Below are 16182 nucleotides of genomic sequence, written 5' to 3'. Positions count from 1 at the left end.
TGCTTAAACTTCTTAAGACAACCTTTGTGTATTGAAAGTAATTTCAATATATACACAGTTTGTTAATAAATTACATCTATTTAAAGAAAAAATCTACATAAACTTATAAATATGCTCACATCTTACTTAGATACTTCTTCCATTTTTACATTTTTTCCTTAACTCCTTCCATCATTAACAATCTTTTATTAATTTCTACCCTAACCCCACTCTTCAAAACAAAAACAAAATGCCTTGGTTCAAGAATTTCTATCTTCTCAACCAAAGCATTAAATATTTCATCATTAAATTCTTCTAATAATCCGTCCATACTATCCAATATTTCAATAATCTCTTTGACCCTATCCTTAAATTCCTCCTCAGCCTCATTTGCCCTTTCAAATTTAGCCTTCTCTTTTCTTAAGCCTTCTAATTCTTGAGATATCCTGATATATTCCTCATTATAAACTTCTCCATCCATTTGCCCACTGGTTTGTAGTTTTACCAGTGCCTTTAATTCATTCTTTATATTTTCTATATTTTTGTCTATTTTTTCTATCTCATCACCTTTGGCTCTCTTCTTAAGCACCTTCTCTATATTCTCCAATAGCGTCTTTGTAAAACCTTCTTTATTTTCCTGCATATCGTTAAGAACCTTTATAAAAGCATCCTTTAGCACATCTTCATCTACTGCCTTCATATAACAGGCATCTTTTCCCTGGTGAATATAAGTCTTACACTGCCATACAATTTTCTTGCTTTGATTATTACTGTTCCAAGTCCTTCTTCTAAAGGTATTCCCACAATCTCCACAAATAACTTTGCCACTAAAGGGATACTTGCTGGAGTATTTTCCTCTATCTCCTTTTACATTGTTCTTAAGCAAGGCTCTTCTTTCTTTTTCCTCTTGAACCTTGTCCCACATTTCCTTGGGAATAATGGCTTCATGGTTATCCTCTATAAAATACTGGTCTGCAAAGCCTTGATTCTTCACTCTCTTATGGGTTAGAAAATCTACTGTCACTGTCTTTTGTTGAAGTAATGCTCCGTAGTATTTTTCATTGGTTAGAATTATGGTTACTGTACTATTCCACCATTTTTTATTACCTGTCACTGTAGGTATTTTATCTTTTTCTAAGCCATTTGCGATAGCCTGATAGCTTTTTCCCTCTAAATATTCCTGATAGATTCTTTTTACTATTTCTGCTTCCTCTTTATTAATCACTAGATTACCATTCTCATCTTTATCATATCCAAGGAACCTAGTAGTGTTGCAAAATACCTTACCATCTTTAAAATCCTTTTACAATACCCCATCTAGAGTTTTCTGAAATGCTTCTTGATTCTTCCTGTGCCAAAGAACTAAAGATGGTCATCATGACCTCCCCTGAAACTTCTAGGGTATTTATTCTTTCTCTCTCAAACTCTATTGCCACACCTATTCCCTTTAACATCCTTGCATATTTTAAAACATCCTCTGTATTCCTAGCAAATCTTGAAATAGTTTTTGTAAGAATTAAATCAATCTTTCCTGCTTTAGCCTCCGTTATCATTCTTTGAAACTCAGGTCTATTTTTTGAATTGGTTCCTGATATCCCCTCATCGGCAAAAACTTCAATAAGCTCCCACTCAGGGTTATTCTGAATGAGAGCTGTATAATGAGATACTTGTGCTTGATAACTATTAAGTTGTTCTTCGTGATTGGTGCTTACCCGACAGTAGGCTGCTACTCTTTTTATTTCATTCTTTGACCTTCCATTGAACTGCTTATACTCTGTAGGTTTTAATATCACTGCTTTTGCCATAAAATCCATCCCTTCAAATATATTCTTTTGGGTGTGTCAATGATATAATTCATTCATCAACTAATCAAGTGAATTCCTTGATTTTTAGCTATTTGAAAGGACTTTTTATTCTCTGTATTAATCTCTCTAAACTCTTCTTCTGTAATAAGATTTCTATCCCTTAACTGTCTCAAAATATGTACACTTAATAGATAAACTACGCTTTTGTTTCCCCATTCCATTCTATATAACTACCCCCTAGTCTTTGATAAAAATTAAAGACCCACAAAAATGTGAGCCTTTGACCTATAATATACTTCTAATGGTTATTTCCTTTATACTATAAACTTCACCATCATCCACCAATTCACATTTTAAATTGACTTTGCCATATGTGTTTCCACCTAGCACCACACATTTACCATCCCCTTGGCTAATAATGGCTGCATTGTTACTTGGTGCACCTAAACTCCATGTAACCTCTTTATCCTCAACTACTTCTCCAGTATCAACAATGGTTACAGTTGCAGTAAACTCCCTTTCTCTACCGTAATAAATCATATCACTTCCATTGATTGTGATGTTATAATTTCCATCGATTTCTACTGGATTAACAATTTTGTCTTTATCAGCAATTTCATTTTCCTTATCATCATTTACTCCGAATGAGTTCTTTTCGCAGTACAGTGTAATAAGTCCTAGTTTGGTTTTATCTACCCCTACTACCTTCCATGCTGTACCCATTTTAATAAAACGCATATCCACACTTATCTTATTTGAAACAATATCCGCAGGAAGGGTTACTTGGATTTTTCCATCCTGTAAATTCATAAATTTTCCTTCGTCTATTCCAAAGCTGACTCCTTCAATAATTGTATTAAACTCACATACTTCTTCATCTACTACTATTTTAATAGGATAATTTATCCTTCTAATCCTCCCTAGAATTGTCTTTATTTTTATATAGGTATATTGCATAATCTACGATTACATGGTTATACTTTTCTGGGATATTGGAAATATTACAGTAACCCTTGATGATAATTTGAGCTTTAGATAGGAAGTGTTAAAGAAGAGTATCTTTAGAAGTCTCATCTATTCTTATAGATAGAGGCGTGGATTGGGGAAACCTCCATGGTGTCTCCTATTTCTTTTATTTCTGTTCCAAACTTTATGTTCTCTAAAAGTTTGATTAGTGTCATGTTTTTAGCTTTGGATTTATTTTCTTCAGTCATCAACCTCATCTTTTCTTTCATATTTAAATTTTAGTAAAGATCCGTGTTAACTTTTACAAAAAAATAAGGAATGGATATACTGCTGACATTTTAAGCAAGTATGTCCATTCCTTTAACCTGTATTTGACTATTTCAGTAAATTTATGGCATTTAAAGAAGATGATATCTCTCATTTCAAATTTATGAATCGTATTCAAATGTAACAATCTTACACGCTTCGCATCTATAAGCTACTACTTTTTCATCTTAAATCCTGACAAACCTACTAATGTTTCATCTCCTATAGCGGTAATTTTAGTATTATTATTATCAGCCCACATTATTTGATGTGGAGAATATATGTATCCATTTTTCATTTTTTGTCCACATTTAGGACAACTTACATTATCTACTTTCCTCATTGATCCCACCCTTTGTACTCCTGCTTTACGCATTATATAAAACTACTAGCCACTCTAAGCAATTCTTCCATTGTCAAATCCAATTATTTGTTACTACACATTTAAAAGAGAGTGCATCTTTATGCTATTATGAATTTATTTTGATATTCTGTATAAATTCTGCATTTACAAGTTCATTGCCTTTTTTAGTTTCAACTTCAATCCAGTTTTCATTTACATCAATTATTTTCCCTACTATAGTTGTTCCAAATGACCCTGTGCTTATTTTGCAACTTTTCCCAATATACTTTTTGATTACTTCGTTCATTATATTTTTCAACCCCCTTTTTTTCTTTCTTTTTATCATTACTGCTTTTCGCATTTCATGTTGTTGCGTAAAAATAACAAAAAATGTTATAAACACCGATGCGTATATACCAGGATTCAACTAACATCACTCCCTCACATCTTTTTCTACTTCTGTTGCACATAATTCATATGTGACAACTAAAAAAGAAAGTGTGCCATACGAAACAATTTAGGTAATACTCATAGTCTTTTGTGAAATTAGGAGCCCATCTTTTCCTCGAACTCTTCCAATTTATCAAAAACACCATTTACCCATTCTTCGTTTTCCCATAAATTAGGATTGTTTATCTCTCTGCCCGCAGGATGCCCTGTGGCATATGTATCCACTCCATCCTTAATTCCATAGTATAGGTCAATAAGCTTTAAATGGTTATTTTCTGTGGTTATCAGCATTTTACATATCATCTCTGAGCCTTCAAATTCGAATGGCAACTCAAGATAGCAAATATTATCTCCGATATGTTGCAATTTAGCTTGTTTAAACTCATTTTTCAACCCGTAATTTACAAAATTACGACCTTGCAACTCCTGTTTTTGTGTTAGTTCCAACATTTTATCTGTAAACCTAAGCAGATTTTTGTTTGAAATATATTTTTCAAAGGATATTTTTTTTCCTTCTGCAACCGCACCATTATATAAATTTACAAATGCTTTCCCAAAATCTACAATCATTTTGTCATCTATCTCGCGTAGATTTTCTCCTTGAATAGAGAAGTCTTGGTTTACAAGTTGGTTCAGTAAATCCTCTCTTGATTGCTCTACCTTACTGTTTTCTACTGGGTCTGATTGAGTTGTACTGCTTAAAGCAATATCCTTTGTATCATGAGTTTGATTGCATGCTATCAATAGCATAATCGAAAATATCATGAAAACCGCTATTATTTTCTTTTTCATACCAGCACCTCCTGTCTTGAATAAGGTATTCACTGTTTCGTATTATAAATCTACTAAGTCTTAAAAATATAATATAAAGTAAATGTTTAACTACATATTACTTAATTTTCTTATTTTTTCCCATAACTTAATTAAAAAATTTCCTATCCTAAAGGTATTCCCAATATGATTTGCGAATTTCATCCAAATTCTTGTGATTACTATAACTATAAAAAATACCATTGATAGTGCTAAACCCGCTTGAATATACTCCATAAGTTATTCCCCCTACAAGTAGTCGATAAATCAATAAGCTTAAATGTGCAAAATTCATCTGTTACACCTTTAAAAGATGATGCGACATTCAACTTTAGCCTTAAATAAAGCTAATCTCGCTTTATTGTCTTTGTTTGCATACTTTCTTACTTACTAAACTCACTATCTTTAGTCCACTCCAAATCACAAATAAAATCGCTGAGAAATTATTCATTTCAAATACATTTAAGCCAATAAGCAATGCCGTTATAATAAATACAACATCAAAAATGCTATTGATAGCAGCTAACTTTTTATTAGATTTCATTTTTTCTATATTCTTCTCCTTGTATAATTCATTTTATAGGATATATCACAATACATTATATACAATACTATAGCTTTCTATATAAAAACTTAAAAATCCTTTAAAATATTAACTATTTAAAAACAATAGAGTCTACATAACAAAGTAAAAAGGGATAGCTGCTAAGAGCCATCCCCCATTTATACTCCTACAATTCTTCATTAACTTTTGCAATAAAAATACTATCTATTTTCTCAAATGAAGGTAGAGCAATTTCTGAAGCAATGGTCTGCACATTCACTGGATGAGGCTCCTTAATAGTAGTAATGGCAACCCCATAGAGTTAAATGATTTTCCATAGAACATCTCTGTTTTCAAGATGCCAAAGAATCCTTCCATCAGGCCGTTGTCAATACATTTTCCAACCTATGACATGCTTTGTTGCATCTGGACTTCATCGATCTTGCTTTTGAAAACGCTATTGGTATACTCGACTAAAGAAAAAGGAGTTTTTCAAATTTGTAATTTCGGGTGTCTGACGATTTTTATTCTCCTAAGGTTGATGAGAGTATTATCATCAGTCATGAATACCCAAGGTTTCCCATCTTTGGAATCCCAGTATCTGTTTAATCGCCACCATTTGTTTTTATTGGGGTGACGGTGTCTAGCCCATAGATGCAGTAGGTGATAAAGTGTATTATTAACATTGGTCTAATTTTGATTAATTAGACTGTCTACTTTGGAGGTATCATATCAGTAATTCAACTCATTCATTTTATCAATACTAACTAAATTTTTTACAACGGATTTCTCAGTGGTTTAATCCAAGCTTTCTACATCTGCTCTAGTTGTTTTTTAGCCTGTACTGCTATCCATAACTTATTACCATGATCCGCTACTTCTTTATATTGCTTCTGTGCAGATATTGTATCTACAATTTTTTCATTTACTTGTGCTAGTCTATATAATATTCCTAACTGTATTCGTTTACTTATTTTCATCTTAAGCAATTGATGAAAACTCTCCTTACTTTCTTCAAGTCTATTTAAAAAGAAGAATCTTTCTGCAACAAGTAATTTCATAGCTTGAATCATCTTTTTATTAACTGGTGGCAATATTGGAACCTGTGTTTCAAATAATTCCTCCGCCTCAGAAATTTCTCCCAATTCATATAGACAAGAAATCAAATTAATTGTATACGCTAGTAAAGTACCATTTTTAGCAGATAAATAAGATTTATCAATTGAAAATAGAACTTCTTTTGCTCTTTGAAATTCTCCCATTAAAATAAGTCCTGCTGCTTTATCAATATTTAAATATGCATTTATTTTTCGATCTGTACCAGTTATATTTCTTTGCCTTTCTGTAGCTTCTAGAAAAGCCTGTGGATCACATTGTTCCTCAATCAAATTAACTCTTTTTATGCTACGTACATATGATATAACAATATAACCAATAATTACAACAATAAAGGTAATTACTCCTGCTACAACAACATTCTTTATCAATACAGCTAAAGTAAGCATTATTATAAACGTACTAATGATAAATTTGATTCGACTTACAAGCATGTTTTAATCTCCTTATCCCTATTGTAATCAGTTTGTACCTTTAAACTTTTCTGGTTGATCTACTTTCATTTCTAATATGTACCCGCATTCTGTACAAATATCTGCTATAATATCCGATCCCAAAGAAAAGAACTTATCAATAGGTCTCATTACCGCATGGCCAGACAATTTTCCTTTCCCAATTTCTTTGCATCCACATTTTGGACAATGATTATTTTCCATAGAAACACCTCTTATGTTTTTTAGATAATTATATCATAGATAGTATATCAAAAGGAAAAGAGCCGATTTCTCAGCCCCTAGCTTTTTCTACTGTTTCCGCTATCGTCATGCCCCAGTCTACACCAGTAAGTTTTCCATCCTCATCCCAAAACATTTCTAGATCATTTACCATATCAATAATCCTTTGAATATCCTCTTGAGCATCTTCCCATCCCAGCACATATATCTTCTCAACTTCTGTAGCAATGATTCCTTCCATCATGATATTCAGTTTTAGCTTTGTCATCGAAATCTCCACCTTTCCATACTTGGTTAGGTAGTACATTACCTCTACACTGCCTAAAAGTAAAGTTGAAATATATATCCATTTCATCCATTTATTGCTTCGCCTGCGTTGGCTTTACATTTTCAGTAGGATTAATAATACTACCACTCTAGGTAATATAAAGCCTTACAAGGAAAATTAGGACAAGAAGAAGTTTGCCTTTCAGGGAATTTTTAAAACCAAAGCGATAGTAACCTATTCTACCGTTTCCTTACTTTTAAGTGTGCCATTACATTCTTGAAGTGTTTTTTAGGAATATGCTTGATCTTCATACCAAAACTTTACTGTGTTACCGTCATATCTTCGTATTCAATAGGGAATGTTACTTGCCAATCTCCCTTTGTTAAAGAGTTGCAAGTCCAGAAATGACCGTAGAGTTCGTAATTATTGATTTCATTAGGTGAAACATCAAAAATATATTCTTGATAACTTCCGCTCCTTTCTGAATCCCAAAAGGCAACAGAGGCTTCACTTCTAATTTCGTCACCGTCAGCGTTCACTAAATAGACATAACCATGATTGTCAGTTTCAAGGATGTTCTCATAATATGCCTGAACGTGGAGCTTTTCAGCAATAAAGCCAATACCTGTAACAGTGACACCGTCCACTGGAGAAAAAGATCCTTCGGAAGTTGCCGTTAAATAGTCAATGTATTCCGGCTTTTCGCTGATATTGCCACTAAAACTCCAACCTCTCACATTCACATCGCTCTGCGTCTGCGGAGAGAGGTTTACTGTATTTAAATCAATCTGTGAAATTTTATCATGGAATTCCTGCTTGTTGCTAAGAAATTTATCAACTGTAAATGTGATTTTTTTTCCGCCAATTTCTTTTTGCCCCCATTGTGTGATGCTAATCAAAAAAGTTACTGTATTGGTTTCTTCATCATAGCTTATCCTCTCACAGGTTGCGCTACTGGAAAAAGGACGATTGATACTATAGCTGTCATATAGGTCGGTTGTTTCGTCAATTCGTTCGCCGGTCATGTCTTGCATAGAAATGTATATATAGGCTTTATCACCCTTGATATAGGCAGAAATGACTTCCATCTTTATATCGCCATCTTCGCTGGACAGCCTTACCGGTTTGAGTTCCTGAGCAATTTTCGGAGATACCGCATACAGGATTTCATAAGCTGCTTGCACATCTGCTGCCGCCAGTGCAGGTACAGCAAGAGTAAAAAATAGAGCAACAGAAGCAACCAACACAACTATTTTATTTGCGGAAAACCGTTTGGGTGCAAAAGAAATATTTTGCGGCGAATAGCTCGCAGCTTCTTGTATATGCCGAGTGCTGATATTCCCGACAGCATGTGAAATATCTTCACGCTTCATATTTCAAAACCTGCCTTTCGTAAATAAATTTGTAATTTGTTCCGAGTACGGAAAAGACGGACAGTAACATTGTTACTACTGTACTGAAACCTTACTGCAATATCAGCTATGGAATCTGAATACCAATAGCGGCGCACAAACATCATGCGATTTTCTTTATCTAAGGTATCAAGAAAACTATCTAATAGCAGCGTTAATTCCTTTGCGGTTAATTCCGTTTCTACATTGACCGGCGACGCAAGACAATCCTCCAACTCATCCAATGTAGCATCATAAAAACTATTTCGCTTAAGAGCAGTGTTCTTATGATATTTTTTGACCGAGAGGTTTCGGACAATACGGCAAATATATGTCAGCAAAGGATTTGGGTTTTGAGGCGGTATACTATTCCATGCTCCTAAAAAGGAGTCGTTGACACATTCTTCTGCGTCAAGATCGTTGTTCAAAATATTTCTGGCGACTTTTCTACATACTGAGCCATATTTTTTTGATAATTCCATGATTGCCTGCTCCGAGCGCTCATAGAACAAGTCAATGATTTCATTATCGAGCAATATTACATCACCTTCCTTTCTATCTCACTCATGTACTACTGATTAAAAGCAAAACATTACATCAAATTTTTAAAAAATTGCTCTATTTTGCGAAATCCCTACTCCTACACAACCTTTTGTCCCCTCAAAAAGCTTTCTTATTTGTTTGGTTCCGGGAACAACCGCAAATAATATGTATAGATAAATATATGGGATAGGATTGAAATACACACCCGAATGTTCTTTGACAATTTAAATCTATCGCTTAGATGAATTAGTGACACTTACAGTTAAAATTTCTAAACATCGTGCTATAATCTCTTTGTCAGAGAGATAGATATGCATTCCCTATAAATCTTCCTTTTTTAAAAGAAGTCTTATTCGTAAATTAGCATGTATATCCGCAAGGTCGACTTGATATCCTATAAACTAGGCTCCGTATCATACAAAAATCACGTGCATCCCCACTTAAATAGTTCAGATTTCCCTTGCCTAAAAATCAAATTAACCATAACAAAAAACACCTACCTAAGCAGATGCCCTTTACTATACCTAAATTTTCAACTTAATATTTCCTTAACCCTACCAACAACCCCACCCTCCAGCATCACTTTAATACCATGAGGATGCGTCTGGGAGTTTGTAAGAACTTTTAAAACTACACCTTCTGTTAGTTTTCCAGAGCGTTGATCCTGTTTTTGTACAACTCTTACTTTTGTACCCTGCTTAATATTTTCTCGTATAGTTCCATCCATATTATTGCCCTCTTTCTTTACTTCCGATATGACTTTACCACCGATTCCACATGCTGTGTATGAGGAACGATATTCTGTCTGCTAAAAATTATCTTACATTACAGATAATTCCTCCCTAAAATACTAAAAACACTCCTATAATTAGTACTTATTAAAAAGCAAAAACTACCTTATCAGGTAGTTAGTTTTTTGGTGCGGTAGATGGGACTTGAACCCATACGTCTGTTGACACACGCCCCTCAAACGTGCCTGTCTGCCGATTCCAGCACTACCGCCTATATTGATTGTGCTGATTTTTCTAATACATTTATGAGGGTATCCCCCAGCAGTTATCATCACAAGATAGTGGGCCTACTGGTTCCCCCCACATCCGCATATTTCTTTAAGTTATCACGCTTATCCATTATAATATGATTCTTAGTACGTGTCAACTATCTAATCAGTATTGACTTATAAAAAGAAAATATTCAGTAGGAAGCTACATAAATGTAACTTTCTACTGAAGTAAACTACTATTTTGTATTGATGAACCAACCTTCTATTCCATTAAATAGATTATAATTGTTTGGTGCAAAATCTCCTTTTATTCTATCTCTTACTGCAATAGCACCATTTCTAAAAAATAAACTGGCATAAGGTAGTTCTTCTACAATATGTTGCTGCAAGTCACTATAGGCTTGCTGTCTTTCTACTGGGGCCGTAGCTCTAAGACTTGCTTCTATAAGTTGATCCATTTCCTCATCTCTATAGGAAATGAAATTGCTTCCCCCTACCCTTGAAGAATGAAAAGCAAAGGATAGATCTGGAAGATAAGACAGCTCCCATCCCCCCAACATTAGGTCAAAGTTGCCTCTATTGATCCTTTCATTGTACTCTTCCCATTCTAATATCTCAACATTTATTTTTATACCTAGCTTCTCTAACTCATCTTCAATAAAAAAAGCAGTTTTTTCTCTTAAAATATTTTCTTTATTGGTGATCAAGGTAAAGATTAAGGGGTTACCATTTTCATTAGATTGGATATTATCCTGCCCATGATAGGAATATCCACTGTTATTCAATAGTTCTAGTGCTTGATTTGAGTTGTAGCCATATCTCAGACTGGCTTCATCATAGATGCCTGATAAAGGATATACGGGTACATCTACTACAGTGCCGTGTCCTAAATAAATATTATTGATTAGCTTGTGTCGATCAATACCATAGGCGATGGCTTGTCTTATATTTTTGTCCTGCAAAAGAGGATTTCTGAAGTTAAAACCTAAAAATTCATAGTCATGGGAAACATACTCATATACTTTCATCCTTCTGTTCTCTGTATATTTTGCCCAATCAATGGATGTTGGCTGTACTAGATCAATGTCACCATTTTCAAAAACCGCTAGTTGTGCTTCCAAATCTGGAACAATCACCGCCTGCACTTCCTCAATATAAGGTTTTTGTCCCCAGTAGTTACTATTTCTCATTAATTTAATGCTTCTCATCGTCTCATACTCTTTTAGTTGATAAGGACCAGTACCAATTATAGGAAAATCCGTAGCATTTATTTTACTTATATTATTTCCTTCAAATAAATGTTGGGGCAAAATAGGAAAAGTCATCATCTCTAAATTATTGCTAATAGGTCTAGAGAAGTTGATAAGAATAATCCCTTCTCTTACTTCTTTTACATCAGACACTAGTTGTAGACTTTGCCTAAAAGTAGAGGTGGCAGTAGCATTTCTTATGTTACCTTTAATTAAATTAATAGTAAAAATCACATCTTCTGCTGTAAAGGGGGTACCGTCATGCCAAGTAACATTTTGCCGCAGAGTCATTTCAAGGCTTTGACCATCTTCAGCAATTCTCCAGCTTTCCGCTAGCAAAGGATTCACATTCATGTTTTGATCAAAGGTCAGCAAACCTTCGTAGATTAAATGTTGTAGCTGAAATAAACTATACTTACTATTATAAATTGGATTTAAAGTATTAAACCTAGTAACAGATACTTTTAAAGTCCCTCCATCAGCTGGTTCATAGTTTTCTATGATTTCTTCTTCATCTTCCAATTGCTCTTCTACTTCTTCTGTATCACAGGCCATCATCAAGAAAGCCATTGTGATTATTAAAAATATCGCTAAATATTTTTTTATACCCATGAAATGCCCTCCCTTCATAAAACTATTTCAAACTACATTTACTACTATATCAAAAAAACAAGGCTTTTACACCTTATTTTTATGTTGAAACTTTATAATCAAATTCATTTACTTTCTATAAACCCATTGATAAATTTTGTAATCTCTAAGGACTTTTTTAAGATAGATTCTTGTTTCACCAAAGGGAATTTCATCCAAAGTCTTACCATCTTTACTATACTGTGGATTTTGTAGCCACTTTGTCACATTTCCATTTCCCGCATTATAGGCAGCAACAATCAGTTCTAGACTATCATCGAATTCCTTATGCAATATATCTAGATACCAACAACCTATCTTAATATTTAAATCAGGATCATAGAGCATTTCCTCATGATAGTTTTCAATAGCAAGTCTTTCTGAAGCCCATTGCCCCGTTATAGGAGCAATCTGCATCAATCCTCTAGCTTCTCTCCTAGATATGGCATTGGGATTAAATTTACTTTCATTGCGTATAATCGCCGCCACAAGATAAGGATCAACATTATACTCTTGGGCGTGACTCTCAATAAGATCTCTATAATGCATTGGATAAACAATCCTGATTAACCATCTTCCATTTTGAAGGGCAACTACTATCACAATGATAAAGAAGATAGTTGCAATAAAACGCATAAATTTTTTTGATAGAATAATTAGCAAAAATAATCCCTCCAAAACTATGTCTTTTCCATCATCTCCCATATTTTTTTCACTTGTTTTTCTAATTCCTCATAACTCCCCTGGTTACTTATGAGTTTATGGGCATAGGACAACTTTTCACCTATAGCCATTTGAGCCGTGATACGATCCTCTGCTTCCTTGGCTGTTAGTTGATCCCGTTCCATAAGCCTATGTTTCTGCTGTTCTTCTGATACTACTACAAGCCAAACTTCTTCTACAATATCCTTTAAATTTGTCTCTATCAATAAAGCAGCATCTACTATTATAACATGATTAGGCTGATATTGTTTATACCAATTTATTTCTTTCAGTATTTCCTCTTTAATCCTACTATGAGTAATTTCATTTAGTTTTTTTAAAGCTAAAGGTTCCTTAAAAACAATACTTCCCAGCTTTTTTCTATTTAGTTCCCCATTTTCTAATAGTACTTCTTCTCCAAAGTATGCCACGATATCTTTGAGGGCTGGTTTACCCTTTTCAACAATTTTCCTTGCTATTATATCCGCATCTATAATTACAGCCCCTAAATTTTCTAATATCTTAGATACAGTGCTTTTTCCACTGGCAATGCCACCAGTCAATCCTATGATCTTCATCTTTGAAACGACCCCTTATTTTGTATCATACCACGTCTGACCATAAGCTAAATCTACTTTTAGCGGTACCTTCATGCTCATAGCTTCCTCCATAGACTCTTTTACTATGCTAGATACTTTTTCTAATTCCTCATCTATAGCCTCAACCATTAATTCATCATGCACCTGTAGAATTAACTTTGACTTAAAGTTTCCTTCTTGTAATCTTCTATATACCTTTACCATAGCTATTTTTATAATATCCGCAGCACTTCCTTGAATAGGTGTGTTCATAGCTACTCTTTCTCCGAAAGATCGGATATTAAAGTTTCTAGAATGAATCTCTGGCAAATACCTTCTGCGACTCAGCAAAGTCAATACATAACCCTTTTCTTTTGCTGTTTTCACTGCTTCTTCCATATATTTTTGAACAGAAGCATATTTCTCAAGGTAGCTGTCTATATATTTTTTTGCATCATATCTAGAAATTTTTAAGTTTTCTGCCAATCCGAAGTCACTTATACCATAAACAATTCCAAAGTTTACAGCTTTTGCACTACTTCTCATTGAAGATGTAACCTCCTCAAGCGGCACATTAAAAATCTCTGATGCTGTTCTGGTATGTACATCTTGATCCTTTAGAAAGGATTCTAAAAGATTTTTATCCTCAGAAATATGTGCTAATACCCTTAATTCTATCTGTGAGTAATCCGCATCGATAAGTTTGTATCCTTCTTCTGCTCGAAATACTTTTCTAAGAACCCTTCCCATCTCTAATTTTATAGGTATATTTTGCAAATTAGGTTCTGTACTGGAAATCCTGCCAGTAGTAGTTACCGTCTGATGAAAACTAGAGTGGATTCTTCCTGTAATAGGGTTGATAATGTTTAACAGCCCATCAATATAAGTGGTTTTAAGCTTTGTCACCTGTCTGTATTCTAAGATTTTTGGTATAATAATATGTTTATCATAAAGCTTCTCTAATACTTCTACGTTGGTAGAATAACCTGTTTTTGTTTTCTTGATAGGAGGTAGCTGCAACTTATCAAATAAAATTTCTCCTAATTGCTTAGGGGAATTAATATTAAAGACATCACCAGCCAAATCATAAATTTCTGCTGTTAGTTGATCGACCTTATCTTTAAATTCTATTTTCAAATTCTCCAACATATGCTTATCTACTTTAATCCCTCTAAATTCCATAGAGGCCAACACTTCTGTCAGCGGCAATTCCACCTGATAATACAGTTCTGTTAGCTGTAGTTCTTCTATCTTTTTTTCAAGCAGATTCTTTAGACGATAGCTCACCTTCACCTGCTGACATAAGTACTTTCTTAGCTTTTCTCTAGGTATATCTGCTATCTCTACTTTAGCTTTGCCTTTTCCTGTTAATTCTTCTTCATCCAGTAAATTTTCTCCGAAGTATTGTGCCGCCAGTTCTTTTATACTATAACTCGACTTAGAGGGATCTACTAAATATTCTCCAATCATGGTATCAAAAACAAAGTTCTTTACTTGAATCTCATAGGGATAAAAGTGTAGTAGTTCTTTTTTTACATCATGACTTATTTTTTCAATAGATTCTTCTTCTAATAAGGTTTTTAACTGCTGTATTACTTTATCTTTATCTTCAAAATCTCTTAAATCTATGTAGTAGTGCTTACCATCAGCAATACCTATTCCTATAGCAATAATATTATTATTAACAATATTTTTTTCTTCTGTTATTGACTTTAATAGTATTTGTCTATTGGCTTGGACTTGTTGTATCATCTGACTTAGTGCTTCAAAACCTTTTATATCAATGACATCTACACTACTCTCTTCTTGGTAATCCTCTTTAATATCTTCTTCTTTCTGTGCCCCTACCAATTTGTTGATTAGAGTATTAAATTCATACTTACTAAAAACCTCCAACACCTTTTCCTTTTGAAACTCTTCCACCTTTAGATTTTCTACTTGAATTTCCACCGGAACATCAGTGACAATAGTGGCTAATCGCTTACTTAAAATAGCCTGTTGTATATTGGTCTCAATTTTTTCTCTCAGCTTCGCAGCAGAGATTTTTTCGGTATTTTGTACTAGGTTTTCTATAGAACCAAATTCCTTGATTAATTTCACCGCTGTTTTTTCCCCTACCCCTGGTACTCCCGGGATATTATCAGACTTGTCCCCCATCAGCCCTTTTAAGTCTATAAACTGTAAAGGTGTTACTTCAAAATCCTCCACCACTTTTTGATCATCATAAATTTCTAAGCTAGAAATACCTTTTTTAGTAAAAAGAACCTTTGTACTAGAAGAGGTAAGCTGCAGTGCATCTCTGTCTCCGGTTACAATAAGACTTTCAAAATCCTGCCCTTCACAGTATTTAGCTAAAGTACCAATTAAGTCATCTGCTTCAAAACCTTCGATTTCTATTCTATAGATATTAAGAGCATCTAACACCTCTTTTAATGGCTCCATTTGCTCTGCCAACTCTGGAGGCATCTTTTTTCTTCCTGCTTTGTAGTCTCCATATTCTTTATGGCGAAAAGTTGGTGCTTTTTTATCAAAAGCCACGCCTATGTACTGTGGATGATACTCTTCTATAACCTTAAATAACATCGTCATAAAACCATAAATAGCGTTAGTATGTTGCCCTTCCTTTGTAGTTAAGGGTGGCAGTGCATAAAATGCTCTATTGATCAAACTATTCCCATCTATAATAACAATACGTTTTTTTTCCATACTTTTTCTTCCCTTCCTTCTATCTTTATAAACATTTTAACATGTATTCCCACCATAGTAAAATTGTAATGAATCTCTTCAATAGTATTAGCATACCCCATAAAAAAATGAGCTCCTT

At 33.9% G+C, this 16182-nt stretch carries 21 protein-coding genes, 1 tRNA gene and 1 pseudogene; all 23 read right to left on the bottom strand.

Features of this window, described 5'->3' with window-relative positions; translation table 11 throughout:
• Positions 1-145: 145 nt before the first annotated feature.
• On the bottom strand, positions 146-1204 hold the full coding sequence (locus tag CACET_RS20790) for a recombinase family protein (RefSeq protein WP_052661249.1): 1059 nt from the start codon (positions 1202-1204) through the stop codon (positions 146-148).
• Between the two features lie 67 nt (positions 1205-1271).
• Positions 1272-1784 (bottom strand): recombinase family protein, encoded by a 513-nt coding sequence (locus tag CACET_RS20785; protein ID WP_052661248.1) that lies wholly within the window; start codon positions 1782-1784, stop codon positions 1272-1274.
• A gap of 56 nt (positions 1785-1840) precedes the next feature.
• Positions 1841-2005: an SHOCT domain-containing protein gene (locus tag CACET_RS20700; RefSeq protein WP_169747284.1), complete on the bottom strand. Its 165-nt coding sequence runs from the start codon at positions 2003-2005 to the stop codon at positions 1841-1843.
• A 64-nt stretch (positions 2006-2069) separates the two neighbouring features.
• Positions 2070-2741 (bottom strand): hypothetical protein, encoded by a 672-nt coding sequence (locus tag CACET_RS07215; protein ID WP_044823702.1) that lies wholly within the window; start codon positions 2739-2741, stop codon positions 2070-2072.
• A gap of 113 nt (positions 2742-2854) precedes the next feature.
• The gene (locus tag CACET_RS20435) at positions 2855-3019 is read right to left on the bottom strand and encodes a hypothetical protein (RefSeq protein ID WP_158386007.1); all 165 of its coding nucleotides are present in this window, start codon (positions 3017-3019) and stop codon (positions 2855-2857) included.
• Between the two features lie 212 nt (positions 3020-3231).
• Positions 3232-3399: a PF20097 family protein gene (locus CACET_RS20430; RefSeq protein WP_242846893.1), complete on the bottom strand. Its 168-nt coding sequence runs from the start codon at positions 3397-3399 to the stop codon at positions 3232-3234.
• A 127-nt stretch (positions 3400-3526) separates the two neighbouring features.
• A complete protein-coding gene (locus CACET_RS07210; protein ID WP_242849930.1) occupies positions 3527-3760 on the bottom strand; it encodes a DUF6897 domain-containing protein in 234 nt (77 codons plus the stop codon).
• Between the two features lie 185 nt (positions 3761-3945).
• Positions 3946-4641, bottom strand: a complete 696-nt coding sequence (locus CACET_RS07205) for a hypothetical protein (RefSeq protein ID WP_044824056.1) — start codon at positions 4639-4641, stop codon at positions 3946-3948.
• Between the two features lie 90 nt (positions 4642-4731).
• Positions 4732-4896 (bottom strand): hypothetical protein, encoded by a 165-nt coding sequence (locus CACET_RS20425; protein ID WP_158386003.1) that lies wholly within the window; start codon positions 4894-4896, stop codon positions 4732-4734.
• 121 nt (positions 4897-5017) lie between these two features.
• Positions 5018-5203: a hypothetical protein gene (locus tag CACET_RS07200; RefSeq protein ID WP_044823701.1), complete on the bottom strand. Its 186-nt coding sequence runs from the start codon at positions 5201-5203 to the stop codon at positions 5018-5020.
• 315 nt (positions 5204-5518) lie between these two features.
• Positions 5519-5605 (bottom strand): annotated as a pseudogene (locus tag CACET_RS20900) (IS3 family transposase); the annotation flags it as partial.
• A 410-nt stretch (positions 5606-6015) separates the two neighbouring features.
• On the bottom strand, positions 6016-6753 hold the full coding sequence (locus tag CACET_RS07195; RefSeq protein WP_044823700.1) for a tetratricopeptide repeat protein: 738 nt from the start codon (positions 6751-6753) through the stop codon (positions 6016-6018).
• Positions 6754-6780: 27 nt separating this feature from the next.
• Positions 6781-6975, bottom strand: a complete 195-nt coding sequence (locus CACET_RS07190) for a hypothetical protein (RefSeq protein WP_044823699.1) — start codon at positions 6973-6975, stop codon at positions 6781-6783.
• Positions 6976-7045: 70 nt separating this feature from the next.
• Positions 7046-7261: a hypothetical protein gene (locus CACET_RS07185; protein WP_044823698.1), complete on the bottom strand. Its 216-nt coding sequence runs from the start codon at positions 7259-7261 to the stop codon at positions 7046-7048.
• A gap of 320 nt (positions 7262-7581) precedes the next feature.
• Complete coding sequence (locus tag CACET_RS07180) at positions 7582-8634, bottom strand: hypothetical protein (RefSeq protein WP_044823697.1); 1053 nt, start codon at positions 8632-8634, stop codon at positions 7582-7584.
• Positions 8631-9188 carry an RNA polymerase sigma factor gene (locus CACET_RS07175; protein WP_341412210.1) on the bottom strand — a complete coding sequence of 186 codons (558 nt, stop codon included), beginning with the start codon at positions 9186-9188 and terminating at the stop codon, positions 8631-8633. Before CACET_RS07175 ends, CACET_RS07180 begins: the two co-directional genes overlap by 4 nt.
• A gap of 539 nt (positions 9189-9727) precedes the next feature.
• Positions 9728-9922: a YwbE family protein gene (locus tag CACET_RS07170; protein WP_044823695.1), complete on the bottom strand. Its 195-nt coding sequence runs from the start codon at positions 9920-9922 to the stop codon at positions 9728-9730.
• A gap of 190 nt (positions 9923-10112) precedes the next feature.
• A tRNA-Leu gene (locus tag CACET_RS07165) sits at positions 10113-10197 on the bottom strand.
• A 237-nt stretch (positions 10198-10434) separates the two neighbouring features.
• Complete coding sequence (locus CACET_RS07160; protein WP_044823694.1) at positions 10435-12060, bottom strand: peptide ABC transporter substrate-binding protein; 1626 nt, start codon at positions 12058-12060, stop codon at positions 10435-10437.
• Between the two features lie 108 nt (positions 12061-12168).
• The gene (locus CACET_RS07155) at positions 12169-12741 is read right to left on the bottom strand and encodes a lytic transglycosylase domain-containing protein (RefSeq protein WP_082058135.1); all 573 of its coding nucleotides are present in this window, start codon (positions 12739-12741) and stop codon (positions 12169-12171) included.
• A gap of 17 nt (positions 12742-12758) precedes the next feature.
• On the bottom strand, positions 12759-13358 hold the full coding sequence (coaE, locus tag CACET_RS07150; protein ID WP_044823693.1) for a dephospho-CoA kinase: 600 nt from the start codon (positions 13356-13358) through the stop codon (positions 12759-12761).
• Between the two features lie 15 nt (positions 13359-13373).
• Complete coding sequence (gene polA / locus CACET_RS07145) at positions 13374-16064, bottom strand: DNA polymerase I (RefSeq protein ID WP_044823692.1); 2691 nt, start codon at positions 16062-16064, stop codon at positions 13374-13376.
• Positions 16037-16165: a hypothetical protein gene (locus tag CACET_RS21085; RefSeq protein WP_278287096.1), complete on the bottom strand. Its 129-nt coding sequence runs from the start codon at positions 16163-16165 to the stop codon at positions 16037-16039. Before CACET_RS21085 ends, polA begins: the two co-directional genes overlap by 28 nt.
• Positions 16166-16182 lie beyond the last annotated feature (17 nt).

Origin of the sequence: Clostridium aceticum, from assembly GCF_001042715.1 — a bacterium.
Lineage (GTDB): Bacteria > Bacillota > Clostridia > Peptostreptococcales > Natronincolaceae > Andreesenella > Andreesenella acetica.
Note: the sequence above shows the minus strand (reverse complement) of the source record. Positions and strands in the feature narration are given on the sequence as shown.

Bases quoted from the DNA above. Each gene is read 5' to 3' on its own strand.
- CACET_RS07180 (WP_044823697.1), bottom strand. From the start codon at position 8,634: ATGAAGCGTGAAGATATTTCACATGCTGTCGGGAATATCAGCACTCGG.
- coaE (WP_044823693.1), bottom strand. From the start codon at position 13,358: ATGAAGATCATAGGATTGACTGGTGGCATTGCCAGTGGAAAAAGCACT.
- CACET_RS20785 (WP_052661248.1), bottom strand. From the start codon at position 1,784: ATGGCAAAAGCAGTGATATTAAAACCTACAGAGTATAAGCAGTTCAAT.
- CACET_RS07215 (WP_044823702.1), bottom strand. From the start codon at position 2,741: ATGCAATATACCTATATAAAAATAAAGACAATTCTAGGGAGGATTAGA.
- CACET_RS20435 (WP_158386007.1), bottom strand. From the start codon at position 3,019: ATGAAAGAAAAGATGAGGTTGATGACTGAAGAAAATAAATCCAAAGCT.
- CACET_RS21085 (WP_278287096.1), bottom strand. From the start codon at position 16,165: ATGGGGTATGCTAATACTATTGAAGAGATTCATTACAATTTTACTATG.
- CACET_RS07190 (WP_044823699.1), bottom strand. From the start codon at position 6,975: ATGGAAAATAATCATTGTCCAAAATGTGGATGCAAAGAAATTGGGAAA.
- CACET_RS20700 (WP_169747284.1), bottom strand. From the start codon at position 2,005: ATGGAATGGGGAAACAAAAGCGTAGTTTATCTATTAAGTGTACATATT.
- CACET_RS07170 (WP_044823695.1), bottom strand. From the start codon at position 9,922: ATGGATGGAACTATACGAGAAAATATTAAGCAGGGTACAAAAGTAAGA.
- CACET_RS07200 (WP_044823701.1), bottom strand. From the start codon at position 5,203: ATGAAATCTAATAAAAAGTTAGCTGCTATCAATAGCATTTTTGATGTT.
- CACET_RS07195 (WP_044823700.1), bottom strand. From the start codon at position 6,753: ATGCTTGTAAGTCGAATCAAATTTATCATTAGTACGTTTATAATAATG.
- CACET_RS07185 (WP_044823698.1), bottom strand. From the start codon at position 7,261: ATGACAAAGCTAAAACTGAATATCATGATGGAAGGAATCATTGCTACA.
- CACET_RS20430 (WP_242846893.1), bottom strand. From the start codon at position 3,399: ATGAGGAAAGTAGATAATGTAAGTTGTCCTAAATGTGGACAAAAAATG.
- CACET_RS07210 (WP_242849930.1), bottom strand. From the start codon at position 3,760: ATGCGAAAAGCAGTAATGATAAAAAGAAAGAAAAAAAGGGGGTTGAAA.
- polA (WP_044823692.1), bottom strand. From the start codon at position 16,064: ATGGAAAAAAAACGTATTGTTATTATAGATGGGAATAGTTTGATCAAT.
- CACET_RS07205 (WP_044824056.1), bottom strand. From the start codon at position 4,641: ATGAAAAAGAAAATAATAGCGGTTTTCATGATATTTTCGATTATGCTA.
- CACET_RS20425 (WP_158386003.1), bottom strand. From the start codon at position 4,896: ATGGAGTATATTCAAGCGGGTTTAGCACTATCAATGGTATTTTTTATA.
- CACET_RS07160 (WP_044823694.1), bottom strand. From the start codon at position 12,060: ATGGGTATAAAAAAATATTTAGCGATATTTTTAATAATCACAATGGCT.